This window comes from Methylobacterium sp. SD274 (assembly GCF_017355285.1).
Classification (GTDB): domain Bacteria; phylum Pseudomonadota; class Alphaproteobacteria; order Rhizobiales; family Beijerinckiaceae; genus Methylobacterium.
Map to the genome: position 1 here is coordinate 20279 of NZ_JADIJP010000016.1, position 15087 is coordinate 35365.

At 64.8% G+C, this 15087-nt stretch carries 14 protein-coding genes; 8 read left to right on the top strand and 6 right to left on the bottom strand.

What is annotated here, in order from left to right:
• Window positions 1-3: 3 nt before the first annotated feature.
• The 3 genes from IPV08_RS14675 to IPV08_RS14685 are packed head-to-tail and all read left to right on the top strand — an operon-like array spanning window position 4 to window position 2515.
• On the top strand, window positions 4-456 hold the full coding sequence (locus tag IPV08_RS14675) for a DNA polymerase III subunit chi (RefSeq protein WP_207412378.1): 453 nt from the start codon (window positions 4-6) through the stop codon (window positions 454-456).
• A gap of 32 nt (window positions 457-488) precedes the next feature.
• The gene (locus tag IPV08_RS14680) at window positions 489-2135 is read left to right on the top strand and encodes a peptidase S10 (protein ID WP_207412379.1); all 1647 of its coding nucleotides are present in this window, start codon (window positions 489-491) and stop codon (window positions 2133-2135) included.
• Between the two features lie 5 nt (window positions 2136-2140).
• Complete coding sequence (locus tag IPV08_RS14685) at window positions 2141-2515, top strand: hypothetical protein (protein ID WP_207412380.1); 375 nt, start codon at window positions 2141-2143, stop codon at window positions 2513-2515.
• A 9-nt stretch (window positions 2516-2524) separates the two neighbouring features.
• Here IPV08_RS14685 and IPV08_RS14690 read toward each other — a convergent pair whose 3' ends face one another.
• Both IPV08_RS14690 and IPV08_RS14695 read right to left on the bottom strand, forming a co-directional pair.
• Window positions 2525-3565 (bottom strand): sensor histidine kinase, encoded by a 1041-nt coding sequence (locus IPV08_RS14690; RefSeq protein ID WP_207412381.1) that lies wholly within the window; start codon window positions 3563-3565, stop codon window positions 2525-2527.
• Window positions 3552-5096, bottom strand: a complete 1545-nt coding sequence (locus IPV08_RS14695; protein WP_207412382.1) for an ATPase domain-containing protein — start codon at window positions 5094-5096, stop codon at window positions 3552-3554. Before IPV08_RS14695 ends, IPV08_RS14690 begins: the two co-directional genes overlap by 14 nt.
• Before the next feature lie 229 nt (window positions 5097-5325).
• Here IPV08_RS14695 and IPV08_RS14700 point away from each other — a divergent pair, with 229 nt between their 5' ends.
• The 5 genes from IPV08_RS14700 (at window position 5326) to IPV08_RS14720 (ending at window position 10592) form a co-directional block, all read left to right on the top strand.
• The gene (locus tag IPV08_RS14700) at window positions 5326-6414 is read left to right on the top strand and encodes an OpgC domain-containing protein (protein WP_056427035.1); all 1089 of its coding nucleotides are present in this window, start codon (window positions 5326-5328) and stop codon (window positions 6412-6414) included.
• Window positions 6384-7334: a GDSL-type esterase/lipase family protein gene (locus tag IPV08_RS14705; RefSeq protein WP_207412383.1), complete on the top strand. Its 951-nt coding sequence runs from the start codon at window positions 6384-6386 to the stop codon at window positions 7332-7334. The genes IPV08_RS14700 and IPV08_RS14705 overlap by 31 nt, the downstream gene beginning before the upstream one ends.
• 276 nt (window positions 7335-7610) lie before the next feature.
• A complete protein-coding gene (locus tag IPV08_RS14710) occupies window positions 7611-8966 on the top strand; it encodes a lipopolysaccharide biosynthesis protein (protein ID WP_348646129.1) in 1356 nt (451 codons plus the stop codon).
• Complete coding sequence (locus tag IPV08_RS14715; RefSeq protein ID WP_207412385.1) at window positions 8963-10114, top strand: GNAT family N-acetyltransferase; 1152 nt, start codon at window positions 8963-8965, stop codon at window positions 10112-10114. The genes IPV08_RS14710 and IPV08_RS14715 overlap by 4 nt, the downstream gene beginning before the upstream one ends.
• 58 nt (window positions 10115-10172) lie before the next feature.
• Complete coding sequence (locus tag IPV08_RS14720) at window positions 10173-10592, top strand: FKBP-type peptidyl-prolyl cis-trans isomerase (protein ID WP_056427046.1); 420 nt, start codon at window positions 10173-10175, stop codon at window positions 10590-10592.
• A gap of 73 nt (window positions 10593-10665) precedes the next feature.
• Here IPV08_RS14720 and IPV08_RS14725 read toward each other — a convergent pair whose 3' ends face one another.
• The 4 genes from IPV08_RS14725 to IPV08_RS14740 all read right to left on the bottom strand — a co-directional run bounded on the left by IPV08_RS14725 (window position 10666) and on the right by IPV08_RS14740 (window position 14981).
• A complete protein-coding gene (locus tag IPV08_RS14725) occupies window positions 10666-11493 on the bottom strand; it encodes a 3-keto-5-aminohexanoate cleavage protein (protein WP_207412386.1) in 828 nt (275 codons plus the stop codon).
• A gap of 95 nt (window positions 11494-11588) precedes the next feature.
• Window positions 11589-12638: a response regulator gene (locus IPV08_RS14730; protein WP_207412387.1), complete on the bottom strand. Its 1050-nt coding sequence runs from the start codon at window positions 12636-12638 to the stop codon at window positions 11589-11591.
• Between the two features lie 13 nt (window positions 12639-12651).
• The gene (locus tag IPV08_RS14735) at window positions 12652-13104 is read right to left on the bottom strand and encodes a response regulator (RefSeq protein ID WP_056427054.1); all 453 of its coding nucleotides are present in this window, start codon (window positions 13102-13104) and stop codon (window positions 12652-12654) included.
• The gene (locus tag IPV08_RS14740) at window positions 13101-14981 is read right to left on the bottom strand and encodes an MHYT domain-containing protein (RefSeq protein ID WP_207412388.1); all 1881 of its coding nucleotides are present in this window, start codon (window positions 14979-14981) and stop codon (window positions 13101-13103) included. The genes IPV08_RS14735 and IPV08_RS14740 overlap by 4 nt, the downstream gene beginning before the upstream one ends.
• Window positions 14982-15087 lie beyond the last annotated feature (106 nt).

Here is a 15087-nt window from a genome sequence, read left to right on the forward strand (position 1 = left end):
CCCGTGACCGAAATCCTCTTCTATCATCTCCAGCAGCAGCCTCTCGAGACGGTTCTACCGAACCTCGTGGAGCGATCTCTGGAGCGCAACTGGCGCGCGGCAATCCAGGCATCGGGCGAGGAGCGGCTTCAAGCCCTCGACGATCACCTCTGGACCTATCGCGACGATAGCTTTCTGCCGCATGGGACGGATCGCGATCCGCAAGCGGCGAGCCAGCCTGTCGTCCTGACGCTCCAGGATGGTAATCCCAACGCCGCCGCCATCCGCTTTCTCGTGGACGGCGCCCCACTGCCACCGGATGCGTCGGACTATCAGCGGATCTGCATCCTGTTCGACGGTAACGATCAGGACGCGTTGCTCGGTGCGCGGGCGCAGTGGAAGCAGGCGAAGGAAGCGGGCCATGCCATCGCCTATTGGCAGCAGGACGAATCCGGACGCTGGCAGAAAAAAGCGTGAGCGCCTTGGCCCATCATTGTAGCGAGAATCGCATGAACCGAGGTTCGACCGTCGCGGATTCATGCCGGCCCGGTGGTGTGGCCAAGCCGGGCACAATCCCCGCGGGGCTTCGGTCCATTCTGGCAGGCGGCACCAAGCGCCTCGCACTCGTCTTGTCCGCCATGCTCCTCGTCGCCGGGCAGCCCGCCATGGCGCAGTCCCCCCATGGTGCCGACAAGCCTCAGGAGCGGCGGGCCGCCGAACGGGGCCCAGAGGGACGCAAGCTTCCCTCCGACGTCACCACCGAGCACAGTGTCACCCTGCCGGATGGACGCCTTCTTCGCTTTACCGCCACCGCGGGCAGCCTTCCCCTCGTGGATGAGAGCGGAAAGCTCCAGGCAGAGATCGCCTTCATCGCCTATCGTCTCGCGGACAGGAGCGAAGCGACCCGGCCCGTCACCTTCGCGGTCAACGGCGGTCCTGGCGCGGCATCGGCCTATCTCAATATTGGAGCGATCGGCCCCTGGCGCCTTCCTCTCGACGGCACGAGCATCAGCCCCTCCACGCCGGTGAGCCTCGTCCCCAACGACGGCACCTGGCTCGATTTCACCGATCTCGTCTTCCTCGACCCGGTGGGGACCGGATACAGCCGCGCATCGGACGGCGATGCCAAGCGTTACTGGAGCGTCGACTCGGATGCGTCGGTCCTGTCCTCGGCCATCGCCCGCTGGCTGCGGACGAATGATCGGATCGCGGCACCCAAGTTCTTCGTCGGCGAGAGCTATGGCGGTTTCCGCGGGCCGCTCATTGCCGCAAAGCTGCAGGAGGAGATCGGCATCGGCCTCTCCGGCATGGTTCTCCTGTCACCCGTCCTCGATTTCGCCTGGTTGCAATCGCCGCGCACGACCCCCTGGGGCCATGTGACGAAGTTGCCGTCCTTTGCCGCCGCCGCCATCGAACGAGCCGGTGGCACGCCGAGCCGGAAGGCTCTGGCAGAGACCGAGGCCTATGCCACCGGCGACTATCTCACCGACCTGCTCAAGGGCCCGTCGGACCAAGCGGCGCTGGCCCGGCTCGGCGAAAGGGTCGGAGCCATCACGGGTCTCGATCCGAACTTCGTCCGCCGCCAAGCCGGACGCCTGAGTTCGAACAGCGTCCAACGCGAGATCGGCCAGGAGGAGGGGAGGGTCGCCAGCGCCTACGATACCGGCATCACCGGATGGGATCCGGACCCGGCCGCCACATTCTCGGGCTTCGAGGACCCGCTGCTCACAGCCATGCAGGCTCCGCTGACCAGCGCCATGCTCGAACTCTACGGCACGAAACTGAACTATCGCGTGCCCGATCTTCGCTACGAACTCCTCAACGGTGCGGTCAGCCGAGGGTGGGGCTGGGGCGGCGGACGCATGGCACCGGAATCGCTCGGAGCCCTGCGCGGCGTCATGGCGCTCGATGGTAACCTGCGCGTCCTCGTTGCCCACGGTTTCACCGATCTCGTGACCCCGTACTTCACGTCGAAACTCCTCATCGACCAGTTGCCGGCCTTCGGCACGGACAGGCGGATCGACCTCACTGTGTATCCCGGCGGCCATATGTTCTATTCGCGGCCCGATTCGCGTGCTGCCTTTCATAGGGATGCGGCCGAGCTATACGCTGCATCGCTCAAGGCGCGGTCGGGCGCTACAAAGGACGTGAAGTGACGAGGATGTCGTCGCGGCTGGGCTTCGCCGCTTGTCTCATGGGTCTCAATATCGTCGGCGCATGTACGACGAGCGAGCGCGAGGCACCGGCGGCGGTACCAGCGAAGGTCGCCGTCGCACCGCTCCCGTCGCCGTCCGTCACGGGCCCGGTGCTCAACGCCGATGGGACGTGCAGCCAGACCTCCGCAGCCAGCGCGACCGTGATCGAGCCTGGGATCGGCGAATGCGATCTCGTCCGGTTGAAGGCGAAGCCTGCGACGGACGTGTTGATCGGCGAAGGCCGTTCAGGCCGGGAGGTACAGGTGCTCTACAGCGAGCCGGGAGCGAAGGAGCTGTATTTCTTCGTCAACGGTCGCCTCGACCGGATCGTCAAATCCTGACCGGTCGGATCAATAGGCCGGCACCAACCTGTCTCCGGGCAAGGGCGCGACCATGCGAAAGTGCAGGCCCTCGGCCCCATAGGTGATGTCGACATCGGCATTGCATTGCTGTGCGAGCACGCGCTGGAGCAGCGTCGAGCCGAAGCCCTTGCGTTCCGGCGCCTTGACCAGGGGTCCGCCCGATTCAGTCCAGCGGAGTTCCAGGACGCGCTCGGCATCGCGTTGATCCACGCTCCAGCTGACCGTGACCCGCCCGCTCGGCAGCGACAGCGCCCCGTACTTGGTGGCATTGGTGGTCAGTTCGTGGATTGCCATACCGGTGGGTACGGCAAGATCTGCGGCCAGCTCGACCGCGGGCCCTTCGAGCGTGATCCGATTGGCTGTCCCGTCATTGTAATGGCCGAGCTCGTTCTGGAGAAGCTCGCGCAGGGGCGCCGTCTGCCAGTAATCCTCCGTGAGCAGGTTATGCGTCTTGCCGAGCGAGACGATCCGGTCCGAGAAGGACTGGTAGAATGTGTCCACATCCTTGGTCGAACGCGCCGTGGCACCGAGGAGCCCCTGCACCGTTGCGAGCGTGTTTTTCACGCGGTGGTGAAGCTCGCGGATCAGCAGCGCCTGGCGCTCGTGCGTCCGCTGGCGTTCTTCCAGATACGCCTGCACTTCGCGTTGCCGCCGTCGCGCGCGGAGGGCCGAGCGAACCGCATTCGCCAGTACGGCCGGATGGAACGGCCGTTCCAGCACCGTGACGTTGCCGAGTAGGTCGGTGAGCCTCACATCCGGCGGGCCGCCGCGATAGCTGAGCAGCACGAAGGGAAAGTCCGACCAGGGCGGTTGCCGCTCGACCCATCGAGCGATCTCCTGCCGGTCCCAATGCAGAAGCGCTTCCTCCGTCACCACCGCGCAGGCGGCGTGGTCCAGATGGGCCACGAGATCGTCCAAGGTCGACGTCGCTTTCGACGCGATACCGACTTCCGCTAGAATCGTCGCTGCCACCATCGCATCCCGTCCGAGCGGCGCGAGGATCAGGACAACCGGTTCAGGATGCGGCATCGCGGCCGGGCTCGTTCACGATCGCTCCATCCGTCCGGATTCGTTCCGCGAGCAGATGATCCCGGTCGCCGTCATAGGTCGGAACGCCCGTGAGAACACCGCGGAACCGCTCCAGCGGTTCGCCCACCCGCAATCCGCCTGCATCGATCTTGAACTCGCGGATCGTATCCTCATGCGCGCCTGTCCGCTTCTTCAGGACGGACAGAGCCCTACGGACCCGGCCGGCGGCTTCGAAGAAGCGGAGCATGATCACGGTGTCGCTGACATAGGTCAGGTCCACGGGCGATTCCATCTTTCCGACCATGCCATGCTGGGCCAGGATCAGAATCGTCACGACCCCCTGTTGATTCAGGTAGGTGACAAGTTCGTGCATCTGCATGACCAGGTACGGCTGACCCGACATGGCGCTGAGATAGCCGGTCAGACTATCGATGATGACGATCCGCGTTCCATCTCGCTCTACAGCGTCGCGGATGCGGCCGGAGAAATCGCCGGGCGAGACGTCGGCCGGGTCGATCTGCTCGATCTGCAGCATTCCGGCTTCGACAAAAGCCCCCAGAGGCATTCCCACGCTCTGGGCGCGCTGCAGCAGGATGTTGCGCGTTTCATCGAAGCTGATGATCAGCCCTCGTTCCCCGCGTTTCAGGGCCGCGACGAGGTAGCTCACGGCGAGCGTCGATTTCCCGGCCCCCGATGGCCCGATCACGAGGCTCGCCGTCCCGCGATCGAGGCCGCCGCCGAGAACCCGGTCGAGTTCGGGAACGCCGCTCGCCACAGAATCGATGACGAAGCTGCGATGGTGTTCGCTCGCCACCAAGCGCGGATGCACGCGGATGCCGCCCTTCCTGATGACGAAATCGTGGTAGCCGCCTTGATACTCGGTTCCGCGCATCTTGATGACGTGGATGCGCCGCCGAACTGCGCCGTAAGGCGGGGTCACCTGTTCGAGCCGGATCACCGCGTGGCTGATCGAGTGTAGGTTCAGATCGTCATGTTCGGCGCTGAGATCGTCGAGCATCAGCACCGTGATGTCGTTGAGAAGAAAGTAGCTCTTGAGCGCGAGAACCTGACGGCGGTAGCGCAGCGATCCTTGCGAGAGCAGCCGGATCTCGGACAGGCTGTCGAAGACGACGCGGGTCGGTTTCACCCGCTCCATCTCGCCCAGGGCCATGCGGACGGTCTCGCCCAGTTCGAGGTCCGACGAATGCACGAGACTCTGTTGCTGCTTCAGATCGAGGCTCAGCTCTGGCGGCACGAGCTCGTAGATCTCGATCCCGTCCAGGGACCAGCCATGGCGTCCCGCCACGGAGAGCAACTCCCGCCGGCTTTCCGATAGGGTGATGTAGAGGCAGGTCTCCCCCTGCGCCACGCCGTCGATGAGGAACTGGAGGCCGAGGGTCGTCTTGCCGCTTCCCGGCCGACCCTCCACGAGATGCGCACGGCGGGCCGCGTAACCTCCCGAAAGGATGCCATCGAACCCCGGCACTCCCGTGGGGATCGGTTGGGCGTCGGGGGCGTCACTGGATGGCATCATCATGTCCGGTGGATACGGCAACGGTTCAACATAAATTTCCCCGGCGGGTCTGTCCTCGATAAATCGGCCACACCAGGAGCCGATGCCATTCGAGAGGGCGGGAATAACAGGCTTTGCAGATTGTCGTGCGTCGCCTTATCAGACCGTGCCGCCGCGCTGCGAGGCGGCAGCCGCTACCGCCTCGCGCTCCTCCCACAACCTGATAGTCCGGAGTTCGGATCCCATAATGCGCGAACCGAACGCGATCGACTTCTGGCGTGGCCTCGCCCTCGTGACGATCTACGTCAACCACATCCCGGGCAACACATTCGAACGTTACACCTATTCGCAGTACGGCATCTCGGATGCCGCGGAACTGTTCGTCTTCCTGGCCGGATGGTCGATCGGGATCGCCACGCGCGGGCGTGACGGCCAGCCGGAACCGCGTCTGAAAAGCGTGCTGAGGCTCCTGTCGCGCACGATCGAAGTCTACCGTGCACAGATCACCACTATGGCGATCGCCCTGGCCATGATCGCCGGGACGGCTCTGATCCTCGACAATCCGCTCCTTCTCGAATGGCACAATGCCGGAGGCTTCTTCGCCGACCCGATCCAGACCACGATCGGTTTCGTCGCGCTCACGCATCAGCTCGGCTTCTTCAATATACTGCCGCTCTACGTGGTGCTGTTGGGCATTGCCCCGATCTTCATCCTGATCGCCCGCGTGAGCCGTATTGCGGCGCTCGTCCTGTCCTTCGGCCTCTATTCGGCAAGCCTCGTCTTCGAATGGAACCTGCCGTCCTGGCCGGGCGAGGGGGATTGGTTCTTCGATCCCCTGTGCTGGCAGCTTCTCCTGGTGCTCGGCTTCGTTGCCCAGGACCTGAACCAGCGATCCGGCACGCTCCGGCGCTGGTCTCAACGCCTGATGCCCCTCGGCGTCGTCATCGTCGTGCTCGGAATTGTCCTGTCCGTGTTCGACCTCCGGCCAGACCCGCTGCTTGTTCCCGATCCTCGTCTCGTCTTCTCCTTCGACAAAACGTATCTTTCGCCAGCGCGACTGATCCACTTCATCGGCGTGTTGCTCGCCTTTCAAGGCGTCTACGCGCTCATCGTCCCACACATCGGTGCGATCGGTCGATATTTGGCGGGACTCGGTCGTAATTCACTGGCAGTCTTCTCCATCGGCTCGCTCTTGAGCCTCGCCGCGCAGCTCGTGCGGTTCTGGACGGGGGGCGGCCTTCTCGTGGATGTCGGCGCCATGGGATTCGGTTTGTTCGCTCTGGGCTTCACTGCATGGTTCGTCGAATGGCGCTCGCGCAAACCTCGGCTCTCCTGATCTCACTCGGCCTTGCCTCCCTCGGGACGATCTGCGGATCATCCCGCGCCGGAGCGGAAGGCAGCGCGACGATCGTCTCACCCCCGACTGCGGCGGCCCCGGCTCCCGGTGGCGAAGCGTCGGAGGCCGTCGATGTGAGCCTGTCGCCCGAATGCCGGGTGCCGGGATCGAAGCTCTATACTCTGGCCCGGTTGAGCTCGGTGAAGGCCGCGCTCAAGGAGAAGCGGCCCGTACGGGTTCTCGCCATCGGGTCGTCCTCGGCGGGGGCAGGGGCCTCGGCGACCTATCCGGTCAAGCTGGAAACGGCCCTTGAGCGCTCGCTTCCCAACGTGGATGTGGAGGTCGAGAGCCGAGGCATGCAGGGCGAGATCGCCTCGGGCGCTGCGGAGCGCCTGCGCAGCATGGTGGCCGAGGTCGAGCCCGACCTGGTGGTCTGGCAGGTCGGTACCCACGACGCGCTCGCCCGGGTCGATCTCGACGCCTTCGCCAGCGTCCTCGACGAGACGGTTCAGTGGATCAAGTCCCACGAGATCGACGTGGTGCTGGTCAATCCAGTCTACACGGCTTCGCTTGCCCAGGACGAGTATTACAGCAGCATTGTCCGGAAGGTGCAGGAGGTTGCACTGCGCGAGAGAGTGCCGCTCGTGCAGCGCTACGAGGCGATGCGCTACCTGTCCGGGAGCAGCGACAAGGGCGAAGCACATATGCTGGGACGACAGTTCCGTCTCAACGACCTTGGCCTGCGCTGCATGGCCGAGCATGTTACGCGAGCCATCACCCTCTCGCTGCTCCAGCCCGACCCGTCTGGGACCGGAACCGCAACTGCTCCGTCGGTCATCGTCGCACCGCCGAAGGATGCGGCGGTGAAGCCGCCTTCACCGCCCCGGAGCGGTGGTGCCTCGCTTCAAGAGCAACCCTGATCGGCTTGCCATAGCGATCGCGGCGATACTCTGTCGGTCCGTAGGTCATCGATCTAAAGGGCCATCCTGCAATGTCTCGTTCGGACGGTGTTGTAGGCCGAGGCGAACAAGTGGGCCGTCATCGAAAGCCGGGCGACCTTCCGGGGCGAAGCTAGAGAAAAGCCCTTTACAGCCTCCATTCCGGGACGGGTTTCGCTCAGAGCCCGAAAGCGTAACGGAGTTTGTGTCGGAAACAGATAGGGTCGACCTGAGCGTTCGGGGCGTGGAGTGGGGTCAGTGAGGGACGGGACGGAGGGCTGGACCCTCGGCGCGGCCTTCAGCCGCTTGAGGACGTTTCGCGCAGGCGCGGCGGGAGCGGCGCTCGACGTCTTCGCGATTCGCATTGCCGCCGCCATCTTCGCCTACGGGGCACAGGTCATGATGGCGCGCCTCATGGGGCGCTCGGAATACGGCGTTTTCGCTTCGATCTGGGTGTGGATCGCCATCCTAGGACATTCCTCCACGCTGGGCTTCGCCCAGGGTGCCTGCCGCTTCCTGCCCGCCGATCAGGCGAGAGGCGACGCCGCCCATATGCGCGGGTTCCTCCTCGCGGGCGCATGGGTGACCATTGCCGCTGCGTCTCTAGTTGCAGGCATCGGCCTCGCCATTGCCTGGATGCAGGGCATCCTCCTCGATGGGCCGTATGCTGGGCCTTTGCTCCTCGCAGCACTCGTTCTGCCGCTCTTCACGATGCAGGATTATCTGGAGGGCGTCGCTCGAAGCCAGAACTGGGCGGTGCTCGCCATCGCGCCGCCCTACCTCCTGCGCCAGGGGCTCATCATGGTCACCATGGCGGGCGCCGTCACCGTCGGAGCACCGGCTCAGGCATGGGTTGCCATCGCCTGCACCCTGGTCGCCACTGGACTCGCCCTGGCGATCCAAGCATGGCTCCTGATCCTGCGCCTTCGTAACGATCTGCTCCCTGCGAAACCGCGATACCGCTGGCGGATCTGGCTCCGGGCCTGCCTTCCGATCGCAGCCGCCGACCTCGCATATTCCGCGTTCAGCATGATCGACGTGGTCATCCTCGGCATGCTGATGCCACCTGCGGCGGTGGGCCTGTATTTTGTCGCGACCCGGATCCAGCAATTCGTCCCCTTCGTGCATTACGCTGCGTCCGCGGCCACCGCTCAGCGTTTCGCCGCCATCCACGCATCCGGGGATGCAGACGGGCTGACGCGCTTCGTCCGCATGCAGGCCCGCCTTACCTTCGCCGCCACGGTGATCGTCGGTCTCTTCATCGTCACGGCGGGCCCATTCCTGCTCGCGATGTTCGGGCCGGAATTTGGAGCGAGCTATCCGCTTCTCGCCGTGCTGGTCGCGGGCAATGTCGGAGCGAGCCTGTTCGGACCCGGCGAAGACCTTCTCACCATGATCGACGGTGAACGTCTCTGCGCTGGCATCACCCTGGCGATGCTGGCCCTGGCCGCTCTGCTCTGTCTGGTTCTGGTGCCGGTCCTCGGAATCATGGGAGCGGCCATCGCGATGGCCCTAGCCAACGTGCTTCGCGGGTTGGGAATGGCTTTGGCCGCTTTCCGTGTGCACGGTATCGTTACGACGGACCTGCCGTTCGCCGGTCGGCTTGGCTCATGAAGACGGGCTTACAAGACCTACGCTCCGGACGCTCAGTCTCGCTCGCCACATATTCGGAACTGGCTGCCGATCCCGATCCCTGGGATGCGCTCATGGCCAATGCGCTCACCACGCACCCGCATTACAGCCGCCATGTCATGGCGGCTCATCGGAGGGCGGGGTTGGCCGCCACCGACCTCGCCTTCGTCGTTGTGCAAGGCCGGCTCGGGCTGGAGGCTCTGTTGCCCTTCGCGTGGAAACGCGATGTGAGCGGGCTCGGAACGCGCATTGCCCGCCCCTTCCTGTCGCCCTTCATCACCCAGACGAGCCCTCTCGTTGCGGATGCTCCCGACCTGCCCGACATCCTCGATCTGTTGGTGAAAGGGCTCCAATCCGCCTCCAAGGGGCGGATCTGGCGCTGGCCCCTGCTTCCCACCGAGACGAAGCTCGGTCGCGGATTGCTCGAGGCCATGGATCGCGCCGGCTGGATGAGAGGCATCGCCAGCCGTTTCGAGCGACCGATCGTCGAGCGTCGCGAGTCATATGCCAGTTTCCTCGACGAGCATCCGCACCGATCGCGGATGAAGGATCTCAGCCGTCGCCATCGCAACCTGTCGAAGCGAGGCACACTCAGCCATGACATCGCCACCGGCGGCGACCTCCTGAACGATGCCGTCGCGGGCTTTCTCAGACTGGAGAAGGCCGGGTGGAAGGGGAGGGCCGGGACGGCGCTCGCTTCTCGCCCACAGCACGAGGCTTTCGCGCGTGCCTTGTTCACCGGAGCCGATGGCCCGGTCCGCGTCCGGGCGGATAGCCTTCTGTTGGATGGTCGCCCGCTCTCGATCAGCCTTGCCCTCGTAGCGAGCGGTACGGCCACGCTCTTGAAGACCACCTTTGAAGAGAATGAGCGCTCCAGCGCTCCGGGCCTGCTGCTGGAGGCACGGATCATCGAAGCTCTGTACGGGACCGGCTTTGCCGAACGGCTCGATTCGGCCACGCTCGCCGGCTCGGTCCTCGAGAATCTTTATCCTGATCGAGAGACGATCTGCGAGATCGTCGCCGCCCCTAGCGGTGCCGCGCGTATGATCACGGTCGAACAGCGAATCCGCCTAATCTCGATGGAGCGGCGCGCCATGGTCCGCGTCAAACGGGCCCTGGGCAGGCGCTGACGGGCGGGCACAGGCATGCTACTCGGCCGGTTCGGCACGCCAGACAGGAACCATCCGCATGCGTCGTCCGCTTCTTGCCCTCACCGGAGCTTTGTTGATCGCCATGACCGCTTCCGCATCCGCCGAGACCGTGACCACGCCTTCGGGCCTGCAATATCGCGACGAAGTCGTCGGGACCGGCCCTACGCCGCAGACCGGCAAGAAAGTCAGCGTCCATTATACCGGCTGGCTCGATGAGGGCGGCAAGCCGGGCAAGAAGTTCGACTCCTCGCGCGACCGTGGCCAGCCCTTCAGCTTCACCCTCGGCATCGGCCAGGTGATCGGTGGTTGGGATCAGGGTGTCGCCACGATGAAGGTCGGCGGCAAGCGCACGCTCATCATCCCCTCTGACCTCGGCTACGGCGCGCGCGGTGCCGGTGGGCTAATTCCGCCAAACGCCACGCTCATCTTCGACGTGGAACTGCTCGGCGTGAACTGAACCCGACCCTTATACCCGGACGAGCCTCGCCTCGTCCGGCTCTTAGCCTGTCCCCAATCGGTCCCGCTAACGCTCAGGCTGCCAACCCCAGTGCCGCTCGAGCCTCGGCGGGTGTCGCCACGGTACGACCGTGCCGCTTCACGCACTCCACGGCCAGCCCGACCAGTTCGGCATTGCTCGCTGCCAGTTGGTGCTTCGTCACCCGGATGTTGTCCTCCAATCCGGTCCGTACCGAGAACGCCCCACGGGCAAGTGCCCAGTCCATGACCTCGGCCTGATGGCGTCCGATGCCTGCAGCGGTCCAGGTCGCCTCGGGCAGTACCTGCTTCAGTTCGCCCAGGAGCAGATCGAGCAGGCGCTCGTCGGCCGGCAGAGCATTCTTCACTCCCATGACGAATTGGACGTGGGGGCGGGCATCCATGAGCCCTTCATCCACCAGCCGCCGGGCGCCATGAAGATGTGAGAGATCGAAGATCTCGATCTCCGGCCGGACACCATGCGCCAGCATCTGACCGGCGAGATCGGTGACGAGGCTCGCCGGATTTTCATAGACGATGGTCGGAAAGTTGACCGAGCCGGTGGAGAGCGAGGCCATATCCGGCCGGTGGCGAAGCGACAGGCCACGGCTGGCCGGATCGCGTCCGCGTCCTCCAGTGGAGAACTGCACGATCATGCCGGGGCAATGGCGGCGAATTCCCTCCTGCACGGCGGCGAAACGGTCGGGATCGGACGAGGGCGTTTCGTCGTCGTTGCGCACATGGATGTGCACCAGGGCGGCACCCGCCTCGTAGGCCTGGCGCGTCGACTCGATCTGCTCGGCGACCGTCACCGGAAGGGCCGGATTGTCGGTCTTGCGCGGAACTGAACCGGTGATGGCGACGGCGACGACGACAGGTTTCATGATCCGGCCCGGATGTCCGATGAGGAGGGCACGGGAAATACTGCATTCCGCTCGGTAAGCGAAGTGCTGGGTTCGCGGGCAAAGCAGCCGTCCGCTCAGCCCTGGAACAGCAGCGTCGCCTTGGTTCCGGGTCCGCTCTCTCGATAGATAAGGGCGGAACGGAGGTTGGTGGCCATGGCCTTTACGATGCGCGAGCCGAGACCGGTGCCGCGAGGCTGGCCTTCGCCCGTCCACCCGATCCCGTCATCCTCGACGGTCAGGCTCAAACCGTCCGTCCCGTCGCGCGCCACCGCTACCCGGATCTCGCCGGGGACTTCCGGCGGATACGCATATTTATAGGCGTTCGTCACGAGTTCCGTGACCACGACGCCGACGGAGACCGCCTTGTCGGTGGCAAGCCGGATCGGCTCCGCGACGAGGCGAATGGCATGGTCGCGACCGGCTGCCTTCATCGCTCCCTGCAGTTCCTCCACGAGGCTCGAAAGATAGGCGTCGAGTTCCACCGCCTCGACATCGTCGGAGGTGTAGAGCCGCCTATGAATGCCGGCGATGGCCGAGATCCGCGCCTGCATCTCGCGCAAGGCCGCTTTGGCAGCGGGATCGGAGACGGCGTTGGTTTGCATATGCGTCAAGGCCGCCACGAGGGCGAGAGAATTGGCGACCCGGTGATTCACCTCGCGCAACAACATGACCGCGCGGTCTCGGGCCTCACGGACCTCTGCCTCGGCCCGTTCCTTGTCGCGCCTCATGGCCTCCTGGCGCAGAGCCGTGTCGATGGCTTCGCCGAGGAGTTCGCGGAACTGACCCTGTAGGTCCTTCCAGACGTAATCCACGGCCCCGGCCTTCAGAGCGGCCACCGCGACGCGGCTATCCTCAGACCCGGTGACATAAATTACCGGCGGGGCGAAGGGCATGGCGCGGATGGCTGGGAGTACGTCGAGACCGGTCTGGCCGGGCATGTGATGATCGAGGGCCACGAGATCGATGCCGCCCTGGCCCAGACGCGCAAGACCCTCGTCGCCGGTGGCGGCAAGTTCCACGATATAGCCGCGTGCGTTCAGGCCCTTCTGCACGAGGCGCCCGAGGCCGGGATCGTCGTCGACATAGAGGATGCGACCGCGCTCCGGGGCGAGGGGAGCGCTCATGCGGTGCGGATTTTCATGGGTTCTCGGGCACCTGCATCACGGAAAAGAACAACCCGAGCTGACGAATAGCGTTCGAGAAGCCCTCATAATTCACCGGCTTGGTGATGTAGACGTTCGCGCCGAGATCGTAGCAACGCTGGACCTCGCGGCTGTCGTCCGTCGTCGTGAGAACGACCACGGGCGAGCGCCGCGTATGCGGGTTCGCCTTGACCTTCTCCAGGATGTCGATCCCGGTCATATCGGGAAGATTGAGATCGAGCAGGATCAGGAGAGGGCGCTTGGCGCTGGCCTCTCCGGTGCCGTCTGGTCCGAGCAGATAAGCGAGCGCCGACGTCCCGTCTCGGAACGGAATGATCTCGTTGTTGACGCCCGCGCGGCGAATATTGCGCTCGATGAGCCGGGCATGACCCTCGTCATCCTCGATCATCACGATACTGACGGGGTTCACGTTCGGATCACGCCTCATTCCGCTGCGAGGGACGTCGCCGAAACATCCTCGTATACAGCTGTAGCGCTCCCGCGGGGCAGCGTCACGCTGAAGGTGGTGCCTTCACCGAGCTTGGAGGCGACATCGATCCGTCCACCCAGCGACCGGACCAAAGCTTTGACATGGGCGAGACCGATCCCTTCGCCCGGCCGATCCTGCGCTCCGGAGCGGCGGAACAGTTCGAACACGCGGGAATGGTCACGTTCAGCAATTCCCCTGCCGTTATCAGCGACGTCGATACGAATTCGCGGCCCAACGGCCGCGGCAGTCACTGTGATTCGACCGGCGCGAGTGGGATCCAGATACTTCACCGCATTGTCGAGCAGATTGCCGAAGATCTGTTCGAGGGCGAGTCGGTCCGCCGTGATCCTCGGCAGATCGCGCGCGACGATGACTTCCGCGCCGGCCGCGTCGGTCTGATGGCGCTGGGCATCGGCAAGGCGCTGAAGCAGCGCGTGAAGGTCGAGGGGTTCCGGCCTGAAACTTCGCCGCCCTTCGCGGGACAGTTTCAGGATCGCGGCGATCAGGCTTTCCATCCGCGTCACCGCGGCGCTGATGAAGCCGAGCGCCTCACCAAGATCGGCGTCGATCCTCTCCGCGTCGGGATGGGACTTCAGGGCGGAACGGATGTCCTCACGCGTAGCGTCGAGCTCACTCGTGAAACCCATGACGTTCACGAGGGGGGCGCGAAGGTCGTGGCTGACGATGTAGGCATAGCGCTGAATCTCCTCGTTGGATTCTCGGAGTTCCGCTTCCGCCTCGCGCTGCTCGGTGATGTCGGTATGCACGCCGACCCATTCACGAATTGACCCATCGGGGGCCAGAACCGGGACGGCACGGATCGCGAAATGCCGCCACGTCCCGTCGCTCACCCGGACGCGATGCTCGTGGACGAAGGTTCGCTTCTCCCGGACCGTTTCGTTCCAGGCGTCCACGGACGATCGAGAATCGTCCGGATGCACGGCGTTGGCCCATCCGAACCCCTGGTACTCCTCGAAGGATTGGCCGGTGATCGCTGACCATCCCGGCTGTTCGCCGACCATTCGGCCCTCGGCATCGTTGGTCCAGAGCACGCCGCGCACAGCCTGAATCGCCGCGCGGAACCGCGCCTCGCTATTGCTCAACTCACGCTGGACGCGCTGCTGGTCGATGGAGGAGGCCAGCATGGCGAGGAACAGAGTGAGGAAGGTCGCCGCCCCGACGAAGAGGGCGAGGTTCTGCTGGCTTGGGGCGAGGCCCGTAACGTGGCTCGTATGCGCGCCGGTTTCTCCGGTCGTGAAGGTCGCGGCGGCCATGCCGGTATAGTGCATCCCGGAGACGGCGAACCCCATCACGAAAGCAGCGATGATTTTTTGCCACGCTCCGTGATTTCGGAACGTGAGCCAGAGCCCGACCGTCGCTGCCGTCACGGCAATGAGCACCGATATGGCGGCAAGGAGAAGATTGTAGGTAACGCTACCGGGCATGTGCAGAGCGGCCATGCCGATGAAGTGCATGCCGGCGATGCCGATCCCCATCAGCGTGCCGCTCACAAGGATGTCCTGCGCCTTCGCTCCCGGTCGGCCGACCCAAGCGAAGGCGCCGCCGGTTGCGCCAATTGCGATGACGAGCGAGAGCACGGTGAGACCGGCCTCGTAAGAGGTGGGCATCCCCATCTCGAAGGCGAGCATGCCGATGAAATGCATCGACCAGATGCCGCCACCCATGGCCAGCGCCGCCCCTCCGATCCACGCGATGCGGCGGCCAGGCGCTGCATTGTGTACTCGAGCTCCAAGATCCAAAGCCGTGTAGGAGGCGAAGATCGCGATGGCGACGGACAGGGCGACGAGGGCGGGATTGTAGCCGGTATGAACCATCGTGCGACTGCTTGAGGAGGATTCGGAGCCGCTGAACCGGCAGAGACCCGACCGTAGCCGGTCGGCACCGGCGCCACCACAGCGAACCAATCCGGCATCCTTACCG